The 21,145-nt window shown below is 49.2% G+C and carries 17 protein-coding genes and 1 pseudogene; 9 read left to right on the top strand and 9 right to left on the bottom strand.

Features of this window, described 5'->3' with window-relative positions; translation table 11 throughout:
• Nucleotides 1–39 precede the first annotated feature (39 nt).
• From GUA98_RS01225 to GUA98_RS01205, 5 genes are all read left to right on the top strand, one after another.
• Complete coding sequence (locus GUA98_RS01225) at nt 40–768, top strand: (Fe-S)-binding protein (protein ID WP_193721840.1); 729 nt, start codon at nt 40–42, stop codon at nt 766–768.
• Entirely contained in the window at nt 765–2,282 is a 1,518-nt protein-coding gene (locus tag GUA98_RS01220; RefSeq protein WP_193721839.1) for a LutB/LldF family L-lactate oxidation iron-sulfur protein, read from the top strand. Before GUA98_RS01225 ends, GUA98_RS01220 begins: the two co-directional genes overlap by 4 nt.
• On the top strand, nt 2,272–2,997 hold the full coding sequence (locus GUA98_RS01215) for a LutC/YkgG family protein (RefSeq protein WP_193721838.1): 726 nt from the start codon (nt 2,272–2,274) through the stop codon (nt 2,995–2,997). Before GUA98_RS01220 ends, GUA98_RS01215 begins: the two co-directional genes overlap by 11 nt.
• Before the next feature lie 238 nt (nt 2,998–3,235).
• A complete protein-coding gene (locus tag GUA98_RS01210) occupies nt 3,236–3,793 on the top strand; it encodes a glutathione peroxidase (RefSeq protein ID WP_193721837.1) in 558 nt (185 codons plus the stop codon).
• Between the two features lie 363 nt (nt 3,794–4,156).
• Nucleotides 4,157–7,330 carry a bifunctional cytochrome P450/NADPH--P450 reductase gene (locus GUA98_RS01205; RefSeq protein ID WP_193721836.1) on the top strand — a complete coding sequence of 1,058 codons (3,174 nt, stop codon included), beginning with the start codon at nt 4,157–4,159 and terminating at the stop codon, nt 7,328–7,330.
• 186 nt (nt 7,331–7,516) lie between these two features.
• On the opposite strand, the gene GUA98_RS01200 is transcribed toward GUA98_RS01205, so the two are convergent.
• Entirely contained in the window at nt 7,517–7,924 is a 408-nt protein-coding gene (locus GUA98_RS01200; protein WP_153978128.1) for a hypothetical protein, read from the bottom strand.
• Between the two features lie 121 nt (nt 7,925–8,045).
• Here GUA98_RS01200 and GUA98_RS01195 point away from each other — a divergent pair, with 121 nt between their 5' ends.
• Nucleotides 8,046–8,390, top strand: a complete 345-nt coding sequence (locus GUA98_RS01195; protein WP_193721835.1) for a hypothetical protein — start codon at nt 8,046–8,048, stop codon at nt 8,388–8,390.
• A 115-nt stretch (nt 8,391–8,505) separates the two neighbouring features.
• On the opposite strand, the gene GUA98_RS01190 is transcribed toward GUA98_RS01195, so the two are convergent.
• From GUA98_RS01190 to GUA98_RS01160, 7 genes and pseudogenes are all read right to left on the bottom strand, one after another.
• Entirely contained in the window at nt 8,506–10,152 is a 1,647-nt protein-coding gene (locus tag GUA98_RS01190; RefSeq protein ID WP_193721834.1) for an MGH1-like glycoside hydrolase domain-containing protein, read from the bottom strand.
• Between the two features lie 32 nt (nt 10,153–10,184).
• Nucleotides 10,185–11,501: pseudogene (locus GUA98_RS30110) on the bottom strand (ABC transporter substrate-binding protein).
• A 41-nt stretch (nt 11,502–11,542) separates the two neighbouring features.
• Nucleotides 11,543–12,382, bottom strand: coding sequence for a carbohydrate ABC transporter permease (locus GUA98_RS01180; protein WP_193722227.1), 840 nt, complete (start codon nt 12,380–12,382; stop codon nt 11,543–11,545).
• 5 nt (nt 12,383–12,387) lie between these two features.
• Nucleotides 12,388–13,302 (bottom strand): carbohydrate ABC transporter permease, encoded by a 915-nt coding sequence (locus GUA98_RS01175; RefSeq protein WP_193721833.1) that lies wholly within the window; start codon nt 13,300–13,302, stop codon nt 12,388–12,390.
• Between the two features lie 125 nt (nt 13,303–13,427).
• On the bottom strand, nt 13,428–15,029 hold the full coding sequence (locus tag GUA98_RS01170) for a response regulator transcription factor (protein WP_193721832.1): 1,602 nt from the start codon (nt 15,027–15,029) through the stop codon (nt 13,428–13,430).
• A complete protein-coding gene (locus GUA98_RS01165) occupies nt 15,007–16,824 on the bottom strand; it encodes a sensor histidine kinase (RefSeq protein WP_193721831.1) in 1,818 nt (605 codons plus the stop codon). The genes GUA98_RS01170 and GUA98_RS01165 overlap by 23 nt, the downstream gene beginning before the upstream one ends.
• A 133-nt stretch (nt 16,825–16,957) precedes the next feature.
• Entirely contained in the window at nt 16,958–18,247 is a 1,290-nt protein-coding gene (locus GUA98_RS01160) for a Gfo/Idh/MocA family oxidoreductase (RefSeq protein ID WP_193721830.1), read from the bottom strand.
• Nucleotides 18,248–18,372: 125 nt separating this feature from the next.
• Here GUA98_RS01160 and GUA98_RS01155 point away from each other — a divergent pair, with 125 nt between their 5' ends.
• Complete coding sequence (locus tag GUA98_RS01155; protein ID WP_193721829.1) at nt 18,373–19,245, top strand: AraC family transcriptional regulator; 873 nt, start codon at nt 18,373–18,375, stop codon at nt 19,243–19,245.
• Nucleotides 19,246–19,248: 3 nt separating this feature from the next.
• On the top strand, nt 19,249–19,392 hold the full coding sequence (locus GUA98_RS29295; RefSeq protein ID WP_227779344.1) for a hypothetical protein: 144 nt from the start codon (nt 19,249–19,251) through the stop codon (nt 19,390–19,392).
• Here GUA98_RS29295 and GUA98_RS01150 read toward each other — a convergent pair.
• Nucleotides 19,379–20,323, bottom strand: a complete 945-nt coding sequence (locus GUA98_RS01150) for a glycosyl hydrolase (protein WP_193721828.1) — start codon at nt 20,321–20,323, stop codon at nt 19,379–19,381. The two genes, GUA98_RS29295 and GUA98_RS01150, sit on opposite strands and share 14 nt — an antisense overlap.
• A gap of 374 nt (nt 20,324–20,697) precedes the next feature.
• On the opposite strand from GUA98_RS01150, the gene GUA98_RS01145 reads away from it, so the two are divergent.
• Nucleotides 20,698–21,144, top strand: a complete 447-nt coding sequence (locus GUA98_RS01145) for a RidA family protein (RefSeq protein ID WP_193721827.1) — start codon at nt 20,698–20,700, stop codon at nt 21,142–21,144.
• The last annotated feature ends 1 nt before the right edge of the window (nt 21,145 follow it).

The following is a 21,145-nucleotide window of genomic DNA, read 5'->3' as shown; positions in this document are numbered from 1 at the left end:
AATAGACCCACTACTAATTGATTATGGGAGCGTGTATTTATGAAGGTCTCCTTGTTCATTACCTGCCTCAGCGATGCCATCTACCCGCGTGTCGGAGAAGCGATGGTCAGACTGCTTGCCGCTCACGGCGTTCGGTTGGAATTTCCACCTGTCCAAACCTGCTGCGGTCAGCCTTCTTATAATAGCGGGTATTGGGATGAGACGAGAGTGGCAGCCAAAACGATTCTGGAAGCGTTTGACGACAGTGATTTTGTAGTCTGTCCTTCAGGCTCTTGCACGTATATGATTCACCATTATCCCGAGCTGTTTGCGGACGATCCGGTGTGGCTCGAAAAGGCGAAACGGCTGGAAGCAAAAGCTTATGAATTTACGCAATTTCTGGTGCAGGTGCTCGGGATAACGGATCTGGGCGCACATTTTCCTCACAAGGTTACGTACCATCCATCGTGCCATGGCAGCAGGCTGCTCGGGGTGAAAGACGAACCAATGGCGCTGTTGTCTGAAGTGAAAGGGCTGGAATTTGTACCGCTTCCGTATGGAGAGGATTGCTGCGGGTTCGGGGGAACGTTTGCTGTAAAAATGTCGGATATATCCGGCGCCATGGTTACCGAGAAAGTGGATCATATCAAAGAGACCGAAGCCGAGGTGCTTGTTGGACTGGATATGGCGTGTCTCATGAATATCGCAGGCAATCTGCGTTACCGGAATGAACCGGTGCGTGTCATGCATTTGGCGGAATTACTGTATGAGGGGGTGCAAACAGGATGAGTCAGCCTGGTGTAATGGATGTGTCTGTGAAGAAGCGTGCGGAACTCGCGCTTAATGATGATTTTCTGCGTAAAGCCGTCAAGTTCACAACAGAACGTCTGCGGAACGGAAAGAAATCCGCTTCGGAGGAACACGGAAACTGGGATGAATGGCGGGAACGGGGCCGCCAGATTCGACTGCACACCATCGCACATCTGGATTATTATCTGAACGAATTCGTCAATAACGCTCGTGCTAACGGTGTCCATATCCATTTTGCAGATACATCGGCCGAGGCAGCCGCAATTGCCCTCGATATAGCGGCTCACAATGAAGCTGCCTCCGTGGTCAAATCCAAATCGATGGTGTCGGAAGAAGTACATCTGAACCATGCGCTTGAATCTGCCGGCATTGAAGCCATTGAGACCGATTTGGGTGAATATATCATCCAGTTGGCTGGGGAAGCCCCCTCACATATCGTTATTCCGGCAATTCACAAAAATCGTTATCAGATTGCGGATTTATTATCAAAAGAAGCCGGGGAAACCCTTGAACCGGATACAACCGTTCTCGCCGGGTTTGTACGCAAAAAGCTGCGCGAAAAATTTCTCGAGGCTGACATCGGCATGACGGGCTGTAACTTCGCCATTGCGGAGACAGGCTCCATGGTGCTGTTTGAAAATGAAGGCAATGCCCGTATGGTATCCACTGTACCGAAGACACAAATTACCTTGATGGGAATGGAGCGTATCATTCCTTCCTGGACCGATCTTGAAGTGATGGCCACGCTGCTGCCACGTTCCGCGACAGGACAAAAATTGACCATGTATATGTCAGGCATCACCGGGCCGCGCCGAACCGCAGACGGGGATGGTCCTGATGAAATGCATATTATTATCGTGGATAATGGAAGATCCTTGCAGCTTGGCGATCCTGAATTTCAGGAACTGCTGAATTGCATACGCTGCGGAGCCTGTCTGAATGCTTGTCCGGTATACCGTCATATAGGCGGTCACGCCTATGGTGGTACCTACAGCGGTCCGATTGGCGCGGTGTTGACCCCAGCACTGAATGGAAATATAGACGAGTGGAACGATATTGCCAGTGCTTCGAGTTTATGCGGGGCCTGTTATGAGGCCTGTCCTGTCAAAATACCTTTACATGATATGCTCGTGTATTTACGCAGACGCAAGGTTGAAGAAGGCCACGGAAACAAGCTGGAGGGAGCCGGCATGAAGGGATTTGCCGCAGTGGTGTCCAGCTCCAAACGTTTCAGTGCAGCTATTCGTCTGGGCCAGCTTGGCCAGAAGGCTGTTGTACGCAATGAAGGAATCTCTCTCAAGCTTGGTCCGCTCAAGGGCTGGAACACATACCGAGTTGCACCGAGCCTGGCCAAACGTTCATTCCGCCAGCGGTGGAGCAAGCTGGATCAGGAACTGGATCAAGATCCAAAAGTAATGGATAGCAACGTTCGCAACCGGATGGAGCACATTTTGCGAGAACGGGAGCAAGGAGGCGGCAGACATGAGCACTGAGCATCAGCAGTGGCTGAACCAATTGGAGAAGCGGTCGCGCGAGAAACAAGAGAAGTTCATGAACGGTATTGCTGCCAAGCTAAGAAGGCCCCGCCAAAATCATGCGCCAACGCAGCCTTTTCGAGGTGCACCGTCATTCTGGAACGAACTGGAATGGGATGAAGAGAAACGGATACAGGCATTTACCGACAACTTTGTGAGTGTGGGTGCCCACATTGTTCGAGTGAAAAATCTGGAGGAAGCCTCCACCTTTATTACTACGAAAGCCAATGAACTGGGAGCAAAGTATGTGATTCGTCAGAACGAACAGGCACTGGATGAATTGCAGCTTGAAGCAGAGCTGCCGGAAGTGCAGATTTCCGTATGGAACAGCAAGCAGGATGAAAACTGGAAAGCCCGGGCCGCAGAGGCTGATATTGGCGTGGTCATGGCAGATTATGCGACTGCTTACACAGGTTCAGTTACGGTACTCTCTTCACCGGAGAAGGGACGTGCTGTGAGCCTTCTGCCAACCGTATTAATCATTATCATTCCGATAGAACGCCTGCATACCCGATTGGGTGAGACACTGAATCGCTTTGATGAAGCAGGAAGAGAGAACCTTCCGGCGGGGATTCATTTTATTTCCGGTCCAAGCCGGTCTTCCGATATCGAAAACGATCTGACGATTGGCGTACATGGTCCGGGTGTAGTCTACGGCCTGATTATGGGGTAAAATGAACGCCAGAATCTTCTGAATTTATCAATTTTCTAATAACCCAGCACAGCAACTGTCCATTGGAGTAGATCCTTTCTCTGCTCAGGACAGTTGTTTTTTTGGCATACTTTCACGATGCATAATAGATGTTAACTATTAAGTTAATATATTTTATATATTTCATCTATAAGAGGAGCGCAGATATAATTTAGGTAAAGAACCTATTTTAGTCTACATCTTATGGGAGGTGCTATATATGAATCCTATTTATGCTTATCAAATTTCTTCAAAGGATGGACATATTGCCGATTTATCAACGTACGAGGGAAAGGTTCTGCTCATTGTCAACACGGCCAGCAAGTGCAGCTATTCCAGACAATTTTCGGAGCTGCAGCAGCTCTATGACAAGTATGGCGAACAAGGCCTGGAAATTTTGGCGTTTCCCTGCAATCAGTTCAATCATAAAGAACCGGGTAATAATGCAGAGATCACCGAATATTGCAAAAGCCATTTTCATGTGACCTTTCCGATGTTTGATAAGATCGAGGTTACCGGAACAACAATTCACCCGCTGTTTCGTCATCTGGTCGAAAAAGCTGCATTCCAGGGATATGATCTTGAAACGGAAGAAGGGCAGTGGATGGATCGTTTTGTAAGGGAAAACCACCCTGCACTGTATCACGGGGACGGAATCAAGTGGAATTTTACCAAGTTTTTAGTCCGAGCGGATGGCGAGGTGAGTGCCCGCTATGAAACGACAGTCGAACCTTTGATGATGGAAACGAAAATCAGGGAACTGCTGAAGCAACGCTAGATTACATGGTGAAGCTGCCGTAAAAAATCAAGAGTGGGAAAGGCCTGAATAGATTTCAGGCCTAGCGACCACCTAGGCCAATGAGCAGGGGCGACCCCATGGTCCTATGACTTTGAGACTGTTGAAGATTGGAACTGGAAATGTTAGGGTAAAAGTAAGATAACGAAGCACCTCATTTTTTTTACTCAAAAATGACCGATATACCAAATTGGTCAGTTGGTTCTATTATGTTTTATCATGATTTGAATCAAATGTGAGTACTTGTAGAAAATGATGGTATACCTTTTTATTCAATTGCTGAAGTTAACAGAGTCATTATCTATGATTGGGTCGACCATATGAGTTGGAATAGGAGTGAAGAAGATGTCGTCAATGTCAGTACCCCAGCCCAAAACCTACGGACCACTGGGTAACTTGCCACAATTGAACTTAGATGAACCGGTGCAATCCCTGGTTAAGCTTGCGGAAGAATACGGACCGATCTTTCGAATGGAATACCCGGGACGGAGTGAGCTGTACATTTCGGGTCATAAGCTGGTTGCCGAGGTGACGGATGAATCCAAATTCGATAAGCGTGTATGGGCACCGCTTGCGAAAGTTCGTGCGTTTGCTGGAGATGGCTTATTTACAAGCTGGACGGATGAGCCCAACTGGAAAAAGGCGCATAATGTGCTTCTGCCCAGCTTCAGTCAGCGTGCCATGCAGGGATATCATAATAAAATGATCGATCTGGCCGTACAGCTTGTTCAGAAATGGTCGCGGCTGAATCCGGATGAAACGGTAAATGTACCTGATGATATGACACGTCTAACGCTGGATACAATCGGGTTATGCGGATTCAATTACCGGTTTAACAGCTTTTATCGGGAAGAACCTCACCCCTTTATTACAAGTATGGTACGCGCTCTGGATGAATCCATGAGTTCGCTGCAGCGTCTCCGTTTGCAGGACAAATTGATGATTAGCAAAAAGAAACAATTTGAGCAGGATATTCGCTCCATGTTCGCGCTGGTCGATCATATTATTGCCGAGCGCAAAGAGCAGCCTCAGGAGGGCGCAGACGATCTGTTATCCCATATGCTGAGCGGTAAGGACCCGGAGACGGGAGAAACACTGGATGACGAAAATATCCGCTACCAGATCATTACGTTCCTGATTGCAGGACATGAGACAACGAGCGGACTATTATCCTTTGCCATTTATTATTTGATGAAAAATCCGGATAAACTGGCGAAGGCACAAGCGGAGGCTGACCAGATTCTGAAGGATCCGGTTCCGACGTACAATCAGGTTCGGAGCCTAAAATATATCCGTATGGTACTGAACGAAGCACTTCGTCTGTGGCCAACAGCTCCGGCATTCTCCCTCTATGCCAAAGAGGATACTGTCCTCGCCGGAGAGTATCCGTTGAAAAAAGGGGACAGCGTTAGTGTGCTCATTCCCAAGCTGCATCGTGACCGTGATGCCTGGGGCGACGATGTGGAAGAATTCCGTCCGGAGCGATTTGAGGATCCAAGCAAGGTACCGCACGATGCGTATAAGCCCTTTGGTAACGGTCAGCGGGCGTGCATTGGACAGCAATTTGCACTTCAAGAGGCTACGCTGGTGCTGGGCATGGTTTTGAAACATTTTGACTTCATTGATCATACGGATTATCAGTTGAAGGTGAAAGAGACCTTGACGCTCAAGCCGGAAAATTTCACCATACGTGTTCGTGCCCGTGGAGGGCAGCCAGTCATGGCTGTACCGGGTGTAGCGCTGGAAGAGCCAGCTCCTGCTGTCAAACGAAAAGAGCCGGATACGGCAAATGCCCATCATACCCCGATGCTGGTTCTGTATGGTTCCAACCTGGGTACTGCGGAAGGCATTGCACGTGAGATTGCAGATACAGCGCGATATCAGGGCTTTCGAAGCGAAGTAGAGGCACTGGATAATCGGGTAGGCAACCTGCCGAAGGAAGGTGCTGTCATTATTGTTAGTGCATCCTACAACGGTCAGCCGCCAAGCAACGCCAAGAATTTTGTGGAATGGATTCAGCATGCAGATGCCAATGCTTTTGAAGGCGTACGCTTTGCAGTTCTTGGTTGCGGGGATCATAACTGGGCCAGCACGTATCAGCGTATTCCGCGTTTGATTGATGAACAGCTCTCTTCCAAGGGGGCAACCCGGTTGTCCCCAATTGGCGAAAGTGATGCCAGCGGAGATTTCGAGAAGCAGGTTGAGGACTGGAGCGAACAATTGTGGCCGGATCTGGCACAGGCGATGGGATTGAAGCTGAACAGCAGCTCCGGCAGTGAACGCAGCTCGTTGTCCGTGCAATTTGTTAGTGGGCATGCGGTGACGCCGCTTGCAGATACGTACGATGCCCATGTGGCTCACGTATTGGAGAATCGGGAACTTCATGATGCTGGCAGCCTCCGGAGCACGCGTCATCTGGAGATTCAGCTGCCTGAAGGCATGAATTACAAAGAAGGCGATCATCTGGGAGTTCTCCCGCAAAATCCACCGGAACTCGTGGAGCGTGTACTCAAGCGTTATGGCTTTACGGGTACGGAACACCTGGTTTTGGATGCATCCGGTCGAAGCGCTGCGCACTTGCCACTGCATCAGCCGGTTAATCTGTATGACTTGCTCAGCCACAGCGTGGAATTGCAGGAGGCAGCAACACGTGCACAGCTGAGAGAGCTGGCAGCCTACACCGTATGCCCGCCGCACAAGAAGGAGCTTGAAGCACTTCTGGACGAATCGGTATATATGGAAGAAGTGCGGGGTAAGCGCGTATCGATGCTGGATTATCTCGTCAAGTATGAGGCGTGCGAAATGCCGTTCGAACGCTTCCTCGAACTGCTGCCTTCACTCAAAGCGAGATATTATTCCATCTCGAGTTCGCCTCGCGTACAGCCAGAGCAGGCAAGTATTACGGTCAGTGTGGTTCGTGCTCCGGCTTGGAGCGGACAAGGGGAGTATAAAGGCATTGCGTCCAATTATCTGGCAAACCTGAAACCGGGTGAAGAGGTGGTCATGTTTATCCGAACGCCTGAATCCGGATTTGAACTGCCATCTGATGCAGAAGTGCCGGTTATCATGGTGGGTCCAGGAACGGGAGTGGCACCATTCCGTGGATTCCTGCAAGCAAGACGGGTTCTGAAGGAACAGGGACAGAGCGTGGGCGAAGCTCATTTGTACTTTGGATGCCGCAATCCGGAGCATGATTATTTGTATAAAAATGAGCTTGAAGCGGCACAGCAAGAAGGACTTGTCCAGCTTCACACAGCCTTTTCCAGAGTCGATGGACAGGATAAATGTTATGTTCAGCATCTGATGAGGGATGACGCCGAAAAACTGATTCCTCTGCTCGAGCAGGGCGGACATTTGTATATTTGCGGAGACGGCAGCAAGATGGCTCCTGATGTGGAGGCAACACTCAAGCAGGCATACACCGACATTAGTGGCAAGACTGTAGATGAGGCAGATGCATGGCTCGAACGCTTACAGCAGGAAGGCCGTTATGCCAAGGATGTATGGACAGGGCTATAATGAGATAACTCAAGTAGAGTCGAATACAGTGTTCATGACATGGATAAACTTCAATTAATGAACTTTGCGGTGAGACACAGAGAATTTCTGTGCTCACCGTTTTTGCCGTGAAGCGCTAAGCAGGCAAATCGATGCAGGTTGCGTTATAATGATATGGGCCGTATGGATTAGAGGGAACAGCGCGGATTAACGTGTCTGCTTTTTCTTCTTGAATGTTGGACGATGGATGGATTCGATCTGACTCAGGGGAAACAGGATGCGGGAAGGGAATTTGCCGGTTCCCTGCAGCTCCAGATAATCAAGTCCCACGCCAACCAGCCGGATATTTCGAAAAGCATTTTTGGATGGGAACACGGTACGAATGCCTACTCGAACACCCCGGCGTGTCTGAGGTGTATCAAACACACGGATGGACAACAGGCTGAGCGGAATAAACAGTTGTCGATTCACTTTGATGAAATTGCGGGGATATACCCGTTTGATCCGGCCTGGTTCAAGTCCTGACCGCGGTGTATTGAGCTCGGCCAGATGTCCCTGCAGCTCCGCCAGACGCTGCTGCAGCGTTTTGCCTGTATGGAGATGATGCCACTTCATAAGTCATCCTCCGTTCTCCGTTTATACCTACTATATGAACGGATCAGGTCAGGTGGTGAGCAATTGCCTGCCCATGTTTTATCGTATTGGCACATTATTTGAGATATAGGGAGTGATTCCAATGAACGTGGAACTGAGTAAAGATCTGGTCAAGGATGACCGCGGAAATTACTATATTGCGGTGCACAAGGAAGGGAAAGAGTTAACACTCGTCAATGCGTTTGTGGAGTCATCCTTTACCCCGGAATTCATATACAATGAAGAGTTTCGTAATCGACACAAGGAGAACGAAGGTGGGTTTCTAGGCAAAATTGCAATGGACCTGCTCCGGCATGACGTGGTCATGGGATTAAAAGAAATGGACCGCAAACTGCTCGATTTGTCTGCAGTAGAGCAGGAATACAACGTAAGTTTCATTGATACAATTGAGTTTTATCGCCACCCGTCGTGGCAGCGAAAAGCTTAAGTGAGTCTGTTACGCTACAGCATCATAAACCGTGAGAAATGGACACCCCTCTCCGCGGCTAGGGATAAGCAAAGGCGCAGGTGCATGGAGACTTCTCCGCACTTGCGCCTTTTTATTATTGATAGCTTGGATAGATCATGCCAATATCCCGGACGGTTTGCAAACCATCCCCAGTAAAGGCCTGCATCTCATTTCCTTTAATTCGAATCGGAAAGGATTTCCCCTGATAGGTAAGCTCGCCCTCAATCGTTCGCGCACTCATCCCAATGATACTTTCCAGCCTTCCATCACGGTCGGTGATCACCCGGATTCCAGGCGGAGCCTGGATATGAATGCTGTCTTTTCGATAGACCACCATCTGATCTGAGGTATTCACCAGTTCAAACGGTTGCCCGTCAACCGTTCGGCTGTAGGCCGTACTCCCGGCAACTTCTTCGCCATGGTCCATGGCTGGGGGAAGAAGTCCGGTAAACCACAGCTGGTCTGAACCGACAGGCATAATGCCGCATAACCTTTCCACAAAATCAAGCAGACACAGGATGGCGGGAGAGTAGGTGTCTGTGAAGCCTTCTTCACCGGTCCATGGACTAAGGGTTTGTGCAAAACGCTTCGCTCTGGATAACGCAGCCAGGATCGGATTCAGCACCCATGTCAATTCCACATAGCGATGGTGATGTTCGAAGGCATGGGGAGCCCGAATGAGGCTCAGGAAATTAGACGGCCCACCCCAGCTGTTATAGGTGGATGAAGGGTCGAACCGGGGATCATCCATGGCTAGGGACGTAAAGGGATATCGGGCAAAAAACTTGCTTGTATTGAGCAGATATCTTTGCAGCAGCTGGTCGAACAAATGCTGGTCACCCACCTCACAGGCCATCACGCGCAGCAGCACATCCGATTGAACTCGAACAAACTTGTCATTGCGATCACGATCATAAAAGAACAGATCTTCTTCGTCATAACAGCAGCGAAAGAGTCGGTCCAGACTGAATTCAGCTTTTGCTTTCCATTCCAGACCCGATTCGCCAAGCTCCTCTGCCATACGGGACAAATACGTCCGCTGGCAATAGATATTGGCGGTTAAATCCGGTGCCAGGAACGGCAATATTGGAGAATCCGGGTGATATGCACCAGGATCATTTTGGTAAGGCGTATCCGGCACATGCCAGAACCTGGGTGATAGATCATGTCCGGTGTCAAATGTACTGAAAGCCTCTACACATCCGGTTCCCCGCGTATCCCGGTGTTTCGCAATCCATTCGTCATAACGTGTCATGGCTATATACATCGTACTCAGGAAACTCCGGTCCTTGCCATGAAGCTGATAGTGATTCCACACACTTCGTGCAAGCGGAGTAACCAATTGAATCTGGCGGAAGGAGGGACCAGTCTCTGTTAGTTTGTAAGGAAGTAATCCATCCTCCCGCTGATGAGCTGCGAAGCTTAGATAGGTTGCTCGGGAAACGGAAGGAAGCAGGCGGGAGAGCAGTTCTGCGTTAATTGTGCCCGTGCTCTCCAGCCAGCAGCCGAGATAGATGCCTCCTTCCTGGAGAACAGGATCTCCGCTTCTCATGGGAACGATGCAGGCCAGCAGCTTCTCTACTGCTGCATAATAAGCCAGTTCCAGACCTCCGCCTGAAGCGGCAAAACGGACTCCCGATTCCTGCCACTCTTGCAAGATAGCTGCGTCTTCCGGCTTACTGGGCTGAATAAGGTTTGGAATGGACATCTGGCGCAGCCGGTTCAATAGTGCTTCTGCCATGTTCGCCTCCTAAGGAGATGTGGTGGTTATTGCTATTGGTTGGATTCAAAAATCCGAAGCGTACCGCTGTAGAAGCTGGATACCGCCTCCTCGACACTTTTGCGTCCAAATCCAATTTCCTGGGTTGTCGTCTGAGCGAGCTTGGAGAATTCTGCAAAACCAGGAGGGTTATAACTTACGTCAAAAGGCTCCGTTTTGGTGGCTTCAGATACAAAATTGGTATAGTCATAAACGAGCTCTTCAACAGCTCCGGCTTCTTCCTGAAGAAGATTCCGATTGGTTTCCGTAACCGGAACGCCGCGGTCATTGCCAAGAATTCGGGCCGCATCCGGATCATTGATCCAGAAGTCCATCAACATGGCAACCTCCTTGGGATGTTTGGTATTCGCATAGCCTGACAATCCCTGACTGGATTCGAATACCACACCTGAACCCTTGGGTCCACGCGGAACAGGATGCAGAATGAGCGGATCCTCTGTCAGGCTCTGGAATGCAGCGAGCTGGTTGGACGGAAGCAAGGTCATGGCAGCTTTGCCTGTAATCAGCAGCGATTTGCTCGTGTCATCATGCGGATTGGAGACCTGCAATTCAGGTGTGACTACACCACCGTCGGCGGAAGCCTTTTACCAGTATTGAAACCATTTGAGAACGTCCTCCTGTGCAAAACCCAACGTACCGTTGGTCATGTCATACAGCTGTTTGCCACGCTGCTTCAGGTAGATATCCATCCCGTCCACCGTAAAGTTATACGTTCCCAATATGCCATCGCCGAGCTTGTCAGAAAGCTCCTTGCTGATTGCGGCATAATCTTCCCAGGTCCAGTCCGTCTCAGGCAGAGGGATGCCCGCTTTTTCAAACAACGCCTTGTTGATTACAATTCCGCGTGCGTTGGCGCCTGCTGAAATATGCTGAAGCTTCCCGTCAAGACGACCGTATTCCACCATGGTGGGATCCATGCCGTCCAGGTTCAGTTCATTTCCGACATATGGATCGAGGTTGAGCAAGACATCCTTTTTGGCATAATCGACCACGTTGCCACCCAGGAAGAATACATCGGGTGCCGTTCCTGAGGCCAGCTGTGTATTTAATTTGTCAAAATATCCGGAGGAAGGGGCGAATTCACCTACAATTTTGATGTCCGGATGTTTTTCCTGAAAGACTTGAAGAGCTTCGTTTGTAATATCTGCCCGTTTCTGATCACCCCACCACATCATACGCAGTTCGACCTGGCCGTTTGGTTCGTTACCTTGATCCGTATTACCGCCAGCACCCGTATGATCCGTACCCGAGCAGGCTGTTGCAAATAGCAGGAGTGAGGCGGCCATTCCCATCATGAGTCGCTTAAACATCGTTCATCCTCCTAACGAATAGGTGATTGTGAAAATAGAACTTACTTCAGACCTGTAGTAGCAATGCCTTCGAGAAAGTAGCGCTGAAATATCAGAAAGATGATCGTTACAGGCAGCAGGGATAACGTGGACATGGCAAGCAATGCTCCCCAATCGGATTGTCCTGATGGATCAAACAGGGAACGTATGCCCAGCTGTACGGTGAATAGATCGATTTTGCTTAAGTAAATCATCTGGCTGAAGAAATCATCCCAGCTCCAGATAAAGGTGAAGATTGCCGTTGTGATCAATGCAGGAACAAGGAGAGGCACCACAATTCGGAAAAAAATCTGGGATTGTCCGCACCCGTCAATCGTTGCGCTCTCGTCGAGTTCCCGCGGAATGCCGCGGATAAATTGCACCATAAGCAGAATGAAGAAGGAGTCCTGTGCCAGCCACTTCGGCAAAATAAGCGGGAAATACGTATTGATCCACTGCAGCTCGTTATACAGAATATATTGAGGTACAAGTGTTACATGGTAAGGCAGCATAATCGTGACCAGCATGATGCTGAACCACAGCGTTTTTAACTTGAAGCGGAGTCTGGAAAAAGCATAGGCAGCGAGCGAACAGGAGATCACATTTCCCAGTACGCTCATGACCGAGATAAGTGCTGAATTGCCGAAGAATCGGCCGAAGGAAACGCCCTGTAATCCTTCCCAGCCATTCACGTAATGATCCAGTGTGAAGCTGGTTGGAATCAGACTGCTGTTGGTAAAGATTAGCTGGTTAGGTTTGAACGAACTGAAGATCAGCCATAACACCGGGTACAGCATCAGCAGACCGAGGAGGATGATGACCGTATGTCTTCCGGTCTGAAGCAGCTTTCGTTTGAACGGCATATGCATTACCTTCCCTCCTGATTGTCGCCATAGAATAACCAGAACCTGGATGTGAGAAAGACAATTGCAGTGAATATACCGATAATGACCAGCATGATCCAGGCGAGTGCCGAGGCGTAACCCATATCAAAGAACGAGAAGCCTTTCAGGTACAGATACAGGGTGTAGAACATGGTGGCATCGAGTGGTCCTCCGCGACCATCTCCGATGACATATGCCGGAGTGAAGGCCTGGAAGGAATTAATCATGCTCATGATCAGGTTGAAAAAGATGACCGGTGACAGCATGGGCAGCGTGATTCGGAAAAATTGATGCAGCTTGCTCGCACCGTCCACATCCGACGCTTCGTAAAGGTCGGCTGGAATCTGCTTCAGGCCAGCGAGGAAGATGACCATCGCCGAACCGAATTGCCACACGGATAAGGTCACGATGGTATAAATGACATAGTCGGGATGTGCGATCCAGGAAGGTCCCGCTATGCCGAACCAGTTCAGGAATTGATTAACGAGTCCGTTACCGTCAAAGATTTGGCGCCATACGATGGCGATGGCAACACTTCCTCCCAGAAGGGAAGGGATGTAATACACGGTCCGATATATACCGAGGCCGCGAATGCCCTTGTTTAGCGCCATCGCTACCAGCAGGGCAAAGGCGAGGCGGAGCGGGACGGACAGGAATACATAAAAGAAGGTCAGTCCGAGCGATCTGCGAAATGTATCGTCTTCACTGAAGATTTGTACATAGTTGCTGAGCCCCGTCCACGTCGGAGGTGATAACAGATTGAATTTGGTCATGGATAAGTACAGCGATGCAGCCATTGGCCCCAGCGTTAGACAGAACAGTCCGATCAGCCAAGGTAACAGGAACAAGTAGGCTGTCTTATTTTGCTGGCCGTATAAGGGCGTGGACATTTTTTTCATGATTTGCCTCCCTTCAGGCTAAGAGTGGTTGAACATTCACAATTCCAATCACTGAATCCGCTTACATGATAACGGTGAACGTTCTGATAACCTCATCTTACCTGGGAGCCGACGCGGCCAGAATCTCATTTCTTCGGATTCTGACTAGTGATTTTTTCAGATTGAAGCACCCGGTACTCCGAAGGACTCATGTGATGCATCTTTTTGAAACGAGCGCTGAAATAGCTCGGGGAAGAGAAGCCTGTAAGCTCAGTGATATCCCATACACTCAATTGAGTTTCCTTGAGTAAGCGTGTGGCGTGTTTCATCCGGGTTTCCGTCAAATATTGAATAAATGAGATGCCTGCACCTTCCTTGAACATTTCAGAGAAATACGAAGGGTGATAGTTAAATTGCTCTGCGATGGAGGTGAGCGTAATTTCCTGCATGTAGTTATCTTCGATATAACCTTTCGCTGATTCGATCATGGTTGCTTCCGTGGTCTCAGGTGACTGCTGTCCGTCTACAAAATCCTGTGCCCACTGCATCAGCAGCCGTTCTGCTTGTTCGGGAGTCTCCAGCCACAGTACCCATTCAGGAGAGATCCAGTGAGATGATGTGCCATAAGCTTGTCGCATGTAGTCCATGGCGGCAGACTCCATCAGCAGTGAAATTTGCAATAGACAGCGGATTAGACGGGAAGTGGATCTGTGAAAGGCATCGTCCAGCTCTTTTCGAATCATGCTGCGAAAGGAATCCAGGTCCCCTCGGAGAAGACATCGTTGCAAGGCGCGGTTGATCTCCTCGGGAATCAGGGGACTGTGATCCGTTACCTCTGCTGTCTGAGCGTACCCAGACTGCCGTCCAGCCAGGTTCCATGCCAGCAGGGAGTGGACGTAGCCTTCCTTCCAGCGATCGAGTCCAGCCACCGTCAGCCCAATTCCAATCTGCACTTCCATCGTCAGATAGGACATGATCTGTTCGCGGAGTCTTTCTGCGAATTCATGCTGCATTCCGTCCAAGATCATGAAATGCATGATTCCAGGATGTGCTGTGTCCTGAAATACAAGTGCAGTTCCTGTATAAGATTCAGCAATCTCATGACAGACCATTTGGAATGGGAGATGCATGTCCTCCGGAATCCGGATTTCGGAAGCAGGTGCATGGCTCGTTTCCCGTAAACCTGCAGTCAGGAAGCAGACGTCGGAATGCTGCCATTCTTCCAGATGAAATAATCGGATTCGTTCAGGCAGTGAAGAAGGAGGCAGCTTGTTACCCTTGACGAGATCCAGAATAAAGTGTGTTTTCATCTGTTGATAGTATTGGGACAGGCGCCATTGGATCCTTTCGGATTCATCCTGAGCCTTGCGTCTCTTATCCAGCTCCTCCTTGATTTTGATCAAGGCCGCTTTCAATTCTCCCCGGGTTACCGGCTTCAATAAGTAGTCCATGGCATGATTACGAACACCGGCTCTCGCATATTGGAAGTCCTCATATCCCGTGATAATAATGATTTCAATAGATGGATTGTCGGTTCTACAGATGTCGAGCAGCTGCACGCCATCCATGACCGGCATATTCATATCGGTTAGGAGCAGATCATAGTGTCCCGATTGGAGCAACCGAGCGGCTTCCACTCCGTTTGCGGCCTCACCTGAGATGACAAAACCCATTCCACTCCAGTCTGCTTTCAGCTTCAGGCCTTCACGGACCTCAATCTCATCATCAGCGATCAATACGTTGTACATGATTTTCCTCCTGTACGGGAAGAACCAGTTCAATACAAGTACCCTGGGTTTCCCCGTTCGTTATATGAATGGCAAAGAGGGAACCGTAATGCAGCCGGCACCGGGCAACTACGTTGCCAAGTCCAATATGCCAGCTTGAATGGCGAAGCATGGGTTCAAGCTGGGCTGTAACACTCTCAGAATCCTGCAGCCTGGAGATGATATCCTGAGGCACCCCCGGACCATTGTCCTTAATCTGGAGGTGCAGATGTTCCTTGTTCCTGCAGATTCGAATATGCACCTCAGCAGTCGTTTGATGTTGAAAACTGTATTTGACTGCATTTTCGATCAGCGGCTGCAGAATAAACTTGACTATAACGAGGTGTTCCAGCCTGCCCGATTCTTGGGTGGAAATATCGAGCTTGGGTCCGAAGCGGGTTTGAAGAATGGAGATGTAGTGGCGCACGTAAGTAAGTTCCTCGGCCAGTAACACACGATCATCATTCGTATGCATGGAGTACCTCATCATTTTCCCGAGATCCTCAATGACCTGCACCGTGTCGTCCGTTCGGCGCTGCATCGCGAGACTGCTGACCAGTTCCAGCGTGTTGAACATAAAATGCGGATTAATCTGCATGAGGAGGGCCTTATATTCCGCCTGCTGTCGAAGCAGCTTCAGCTCAAATTCATTCTGGATATGCTGTCTAAGCCGGATGATCATGTAACGAAACGTAGATATCACATAACTAATCTCGCTCTTAACATTCTGGTCTGGGGGAAGCAGGGATTCGGCCTGGTCAAATGCACCCCGCTGTACCTGTCTCATCGCCAGAACCAGGCGAGTTAAGGGCTTGGTTACGCCGTAGGACAGCCAGGCCGCAGCACACAGGGACACCAGGATGATGACAATGGTCACTACAAATGTTGTCGTTTGGAGTTTGTGCAGAGAGGAATACATCTCTTTTTCCGGTGCCAGACCGACCAGCATCCAGCCTGTTCGCCCGAGTTTTTTGTATACCATCATGTCTCGTCCGCCCACATCATTGGTCAGGTATTCAACGCCTGATTTTGGTGTGCGGTTTCGAATATGCTCGATGTCGGATAGCGTTCCGGCCCCAAGCTCGTGTGCTTGTTGGGAGAGGAGGGGGCGACCTTGTTCATTGAGCAGAAAAATGGTGCTGTTCTTGGCCAGATGAATCCGGCTGAGAGGTTCGAGGAAATAGGACTCGCTTACATTGACCTTCATGACATTCCGCGCTGTAGCATGATGGAAGGTACCCAGCGGCATCAGCAGGCTCACCACCGGGTTGCCATGGTCCCTGACCCTTTCATGAACGTCGGTATGTGCAGCCAGCCACCGGTCTCCAGATGTGAAGAAGTTCGTATACCATGGTTCTTGCAAAAACGAAGGATTGTTAACGACCTGATTTTCGCCGCCAATCCGGAGCCCGTTTAGTCGATAGATGGACACATCGGAAATGCTGGTATAGCTGTTCGTGGCCTGCGTCAGAAAACGGCTCATGGCGAGATTAGCCAGCATTTTCTCCCCCTCGGACAGTTGTGGATCACTCATGGCGTTATCCCAGCTTTTCGCCATATCGCTATTGAAGACGAGAGAGGCTACATCATAAATTTGCATTTGTACCATATCGATGTAAGAGCCGTATTCCTCCATTTTCTCGAGAGCAGAGGACTCGATATAGGAACGAATTACAGCCCTGGATTCCGCAAACAGCAGGAAGGAGAGCGTGCCGAACGAGAGGACGAACAGGACAAGAATCAAGGCAATTAATCGGCTTTTTAATGAAAAGAACATCCATTTCCTCCTTCAACTTGGTGATCATTCCATGTTCGCTTCTGGCTCTTAAGAAGAGATTGCAAATGGAAAAAAGACCGCGTAAATACGCAGCCTTGAATCATGACCGTTCGAGGATCAACTTGCCATCAAATTAAAACTGAACCAGGCTCTTGATGTGGACCGGCAACCCGGTTGAAATCGCACGGTTGGCTGCAATACCGGTCAGGATCGATCTTGCTCCATCAATATGGTTGGCAGCACGAGCATACGGATCTTCCGCAGGCTCGCCAAACAGATCATTGAGCAGAACCGGATCGCCTCCGCCATGGCCGCCATTTTGCTCTTCGACATGCACCTCATATGGAGCATCGAACATGGGTAGCACACGAAGCGTTTTGCCGATCAGGGCGCCTTCGAGACTTTTATCCCCGAGTGAATTGACATAGGACTGTTCAACGATGGACATCTCGATTCGTCCTTTGGTGCCGTTAATGGCTATACGGTATCCTTCCCACGGCTGGTAGGCAACAAGGGAATACGTCAAAATGGCTTTGTTCTGATACTGGACAAGCACGCCCATCGTATCCTCAATGTTAATGCCATCTCCGAATACGCTCTGATCACGCTGGTAACCGTCCTCGGGCTCTGCATCCAGATACATCGCTTTGAGGTGCGCATCCGAATCCAGGTGGAGGGCAAAAGGATCTTCCTTAGCGAGCGGGTTGCCGGTGGCGCGATTGTAAAATTGGGTAACGCCGCGTTCTTCGGCATTTTCCCGCCCATAATACATGAGATCACCGAAGGCAAAGACCGTTTCGGGCTGGGAGCCGATCCAGAAATTGACGAGATCAAAATGATGGGTGGATTTATGGACGAGTAAACCTCCGCTGTTACGTTTGTCGCGGTGCCAGCGACGGAAGTAGTCTGCACCGTGCCGGGTATTGAGCAGCCATTCGAAATGAACGGAGGTTACTTTACCGATGGTATCGTTCATGATCAGCTCACGGATCTTGGTATGATGGGGAGCATATCGGTAGTTGAAGGTAACGCGGATATTTCGCCCGGTCCGTTTGGCAGCATCGAGGATATCCTGGCATTTGTGCTCATCGATGGTCATGGGTTTCTCGGTCACGACGTCACATCCAAGCTCCATCGCCCGAATAATATACTTGTGATGCGTACGGTCAACGCTGGTCACGATGACGGCATCGGGTTTCTCGTTCTCAATCATCTGGTCAAACTGGTCTGCTGTATAGGTAGGAACCTCACTGTATTGATATCGTTCTCGCAGCAGTTGATTCGCATAATTCATCCGCGTTTGATTAATATCACAAAAAGCTGCAAGCTCAGATTGGTCACGGAAGTTTTTTGCTAATGCTCCATAAAAAAATTCTGCACGGCCACCGGTGCCGACCAGTACATAGCGTTTTTTGCTACCCATATCTATCGCCTCCTTGAATATAGCTCTAGCCTATAACAAGGGAATACTTCTTTCGCCGCATTTTTTGCGTAATCGCTTTCAAACCCCGCTTATTTTGCTATAATCCTTGAAAAGGGGGCTGCTTCATGTCACAGCCGTTTCGAGCGGTTTACCACGATTCCACCGGACATCTGGATATTGAATATGATCGCAGGGTGGGCTATTATTCCATGACCGCGGATCATCTCCACGATCATTATGAGCTCTATTATCTCCTGAAGGGGGAACGCATCTATTTTATTAAAGACCGTTCCTACCATGTCAAAGCCGGGGATTTTGTATTTGTTGACCGGAATGCTGTACATAAAACCCTGGAAAGCGGAAGGCCTGATCATGAACGAATTGTACTGTATCTGAAGCAGGAGCTTTTTGAAGAGATGAGTATTGCCCCTGCGTTGATGGAGGGGTTAAAGGAGCCCTTTGAATGGGAAGTTCCGATGTTAAGGCTTCCATCACCTATTAGCGAAACGGCAGAACGGATCATTCAAGAAATGATTGATGAGATGATTCAGCCTAAGGCTGGGAGCAACCTGCTGCTGCGCCACCGCTCCATTGAATTGCTGCTTCTCGCATATCGCAATCAGGAGCAGGGGAGGGTATATTCTGTCGAGAGCGAGCCGGTCCTTCATCCGAAGACGCAAGCCGTTGTTCGCTACCTGAATGATAATTATCGGAACCCTCTAACGCTGCCAGAAGTTGCGGCAGAGTTTCGAATTAGTCCGCATTACCTCAGTCGGTTATTTAAACAAACCACGGGTTTTACTTTCATTGATTATTTGAATTTGCTACGCGTGAAGGAAGCGCAGCGGCTGCTGCGCGAGAGCGAGGACTCCATTACGGAGATCGCCTGGCGGGCAGGCTTCAGCAACTTTTCTCATTTTGGCAAAGTGTTCAAGCGAACCGTACAGATGTCTCCACGAACATACAGGCAGGGGGATGGGAAGTCGCGTCCTTCATAATCAATGCAGCGATTACAGGATCATGCGCAGATTATCCAAAAAGACCTGATTAAGCCTGCAGCAGCAGGAACTTGTTCAGGTCTTTTCCGTATTTTTCACAATATAAAGGTGCTAATCATCTATCCCATGGGGTTCAAACCGAAATAGGACTCGCATCTGTCTCCGGACGGAGCTTCAATTGCAGCTCTTCATTCCGATTACAGACCATCACCCCATTCACCACATCCAGGCGTGCAGCTTGAATGGAGGAACGACGAGCAGGCTCGCTGGCATGATCTACTCCTTCAATGCGATCAGGATGGGTGAAGTAGAAAATATAAGCTGTATCATCCTGAACCACTACATCTGCATGCAAACCGATAACGCCATCGTCTTCACGTGTCCCCGGCTGATCGAGAATCATGCTGTTCCATACCCAATTCTCCAGATCATCCGATTGGTATACAGCCTGTCCTCTCCATTCATCCACAATCATCCAGTAGGTGTTATGAAAGCGGAAAACGTTGGGTCCTTCGTGGGCGCGACCTGTAATGACGGGACCGATAACGTCCCATTGGTAAAGATCCGTGCTGTCTGCGGCATAGGTATGCGATCCATTTGCCTCATCTTTGTACCACATCCGAAAGCGACCATCCGGCAGTGGATATATACAGGCATCTATGACATGGTCCGAGCTGAGCTCCAGTTTGCCATGATAAGTCCAGGTCAGTAGATCCGGGCTTGTGTAATGCAAAATGTGGCGGTCATGATTCGGCCAGTCATGGGGCACGCCTTGAATATAACTGACATACATGTGATATGTGTCATCATGCCAGAAAATTTCCGGCGCCCAGAACGTATTATGTCCCCATTCATGCTCCAAACCAGTTAACGTACCACGATAGGTCCACGTCTGCCCTCCATCGGAGGATGAGGCAACGCCGAGATCCGTGCCATGAACCCAGGCAAACTTCGGTCCTCCTGCGGTAGCTCTGCGGTTGGTATAGATTATCCACCAGGTCTGTTCAGCGCGGTTCCATACCACGACCGGATCAGCGGCTCCATCGAAGATGGGGTCACGAAATAAGGGTGCATTCAAGATAATGTCCTCCTTTAAGTAAACAGATGATTGCTGTACTGTACTTGTTTGTAACTATCGTAATAGAGAATGACAGGAATTACAATATAACGTTTTCAAAAGGATAGAATTAATATAAATGTTAATCTTTAAATGAGGATTGCAGTTTAGAAGCGTTTTTGGATGATCCAATGATCTGATAAACTATAAGTAGTGGGATTAGAGCATAACGTTACTTCATCAAAGTGACATTCATAGAAATCGAAAGGTAATCGTCCATCATGATTGAAGCGATCATTGCTTAAGCCTAAGATCGAGCGTATATTAATGTTTATCCAAAATAGTAATATATTGATAGGTTTGCGCTTAGACATTGTCTCTTGGGAGGGAAAGCGATGATAGCAGCGAGATTGAATGAACTGGGAATTATTTTGCCTGAGGCAAGCGCTCCAGCTGCGAAGTATGCTAATGCAGTTATTGTAAATGGATTAATGTATGTATCAGGGAAAGGTCCGGATACGGTGGAGCGTGGCAAATTGGGAGGGGACTTCACGACCGAACAGGGATATGAATTTGCCCGAAATGCCGGGATTCAGGTGCTCGCTGTAGTCCAGGATGTGCTGGGTTCACTGGACCTGGTGAAACGTGTGGTCAAAGTCCAGGGTTTTGTTAACGCCTCGGCTTCTTATCAGGAACATCACAAGGTGTTGAACGGATTTTCAGATCTAATGATGGATGTATTTGAGGAAAAGGGCGTGCATGCACGTTCGGTTTTTGGAGCTGTTTCTGTACGGGATAACCTCCCCCTTATTGTGGATTCGATATTCCAGGTAGAGGAGTAGG

It is taken from the genome of Paenibacillus sp. P13VS (assembly GCF_015143645.1).
In the GTDB taxonomy this organism is placed as follows: Bacteria; Bacillota; Bacilli; order Paenibacillales; family Paenibacillaceae; genus Paenibacillus; species Paenibacillus xylanilyticus_A.
The sequence above is the reverse complement of the archived record's forward strand: the minus strand, read 5'-3'. Positions and strand labels throughout refer to the sequence as shown.